A 1,589-nucleotide genomic window follows, 5' to 3' on the forward strand; every position below is an offset into this window, starting at 1 on the left:
TCCTCCACACCTACAACCACCACCGCTGCCACACCGCACTCGACGGACACCCGCCCATCAGCCGCGTCAACAACCCTGCGGGTCAATACACCTAGCCGCCCCGTAGCCGGAACCGTTGCGCCACAGCGGGGCAACCGAGGTAGGACAAAGTCTTCGGAATTCCTCCGCCGACGATCAGCCGCGTCGTACGGTCACATCTGACACGGTGACCAATCAGCTACACACGGTCACACGACCATTGCACCTCGGAGGAGAGACCTCGTGGGCATTCTGGGCAAGCGGCGCCCCAACGGCGGCACCGGGAGCGTTCCCGCACAGGCTGAGCCACGTGACTGGCCCGGACGGCGCAACCGGATCGACGAGGCGGTAAAGGCGGCCGGCATCGGCGGGATTCGCGTCCGCTGCCACACCACCACCTGGGATCACCTGCAGGAGGAAGCGAAGGGACATCACGGGAACAGAAGCGTCAGGACGCGTCCGGAAGCGTTCCGCCCGGCGCCCGGTGACGAGATCGTCACCGTTCCCCTCGGGGGATCGTCTCTGGCCGCACTCGTCGACTGGCGCTTCGAGGCACAGAGCATCCTCAGCGCCGAGCCGGAGCGGGGCGTCGGCCGACGGGTCGGCCGGGCCGTCTCTGAGGCCGTCGAAAGCCTGGCGGCCGCCCGGGGCCAGGGAGACTCTCCCGCTGTCATCAGGCTGGAGGATCAGATCGTGGCCGACAACCCCACGCCCCCGCAGACGTGACCCTGACCGTGGGGTTCCGGCTGGGCAACGACACCATCACCCGGCAGGTGACGTTGCTGGTCACCCAGGCCGGCTACCTGTACCGGGCCCAAGGCTTCTACGGCAAGCTCTCGCGGTTGTCCCGACCCGAGCGGTCCCCCGCGGTGAACAACCCCATCCCGTGGTTCCAGGGCGAGCACCCCCTCGCGCGCCCCATCGCCGACCTGCGTCGGCACCACACCGCGTATACGAAGAAGGGCTACACCCGCATCCTCATTCCGCCGGCGGTGGTGCACCTGGACTTCGACGAGGACCAGCCCCTGACCGCGGTGACACACCGTAAGCTGTTCCAGGCATTCATCGAAGCGGCGCCCGCCACCCCACAGTCGCTCGAAGCGGCCATCACCGCCTTCCGCGCCCAACTTGGTCTGCCCTCCAGGCCCAAGCACACGACTCGGACACTCCGCGAGAAGACGCTCCCACCTCGCGTCGCCGCGATGCTGCGCACCCTCGAAGACGGCTCCGCCCTCACCCCTGCGCGCCGGCGGCCCGTCGGGTGGTCGGTGACCGGCCAGAGCGTGCGCCTGCACGTCGGACCGACGGGCGAAGTCCTCGACCGGGCGGCGGTAGTCGAGCTGCAGGCAGCACTGAGCGCGTGGCTGCACTTCACGAAGGACACCGGGCAGCCCACCCCGCGAAACGACGCCCCCGCGCCCGGGACGACGGCCGCCTGACGGACACGTCCGTACGCGAGACCCGCGAACGAGACCACCTAGTGATCTGGTTCGGAGATCCTGTCGCAGTATCGGCAGATGCGGTCGAGGATCTGGTCGGCGGTCTTGGTCCATTTGAAGGGTCGGGCCTGG

2 protein-coding genes are annotated in these 1,589 nt (G+C 68.6%); both read left to right on the forward strand.

Features of this window, described 5'->3' with window-relative positions; all coding sequences use genetic code 11:
* The first annotated feature begins 261 nt into the window (after nt 1–261).
* The gene (locus ACZ7HT_RS36860; RefSeq protein ID WP_471174120.1) at nt 262–744 is read left to right on the forward strand and encodes a hypothetical protein; all 483 of its coding nucleotides are present in this window, start codon (nt 262–264) and stop codon (nt 742–744) included.
* Complete coding sequence (locus tag ACZ7HT_RS36865) at nt 741–1,457, forward strand: hypothetical protein (RefSeq protein ID WP_471174122.1); 717 nt, start codon at nt 741–743, stop codon at nt 1,455–1,457. Before ACZ7HT_RS36860 ends, ACZ7HT_RS36865 begins: the two co-directional genes overlap by 4 nt.
* Nucleotides 1,458–1,589 lie beyond the last annotated feature (132 nt).

This window comes from Streptomyces sp. NPDC037410 (assembly GCF_055602235.1).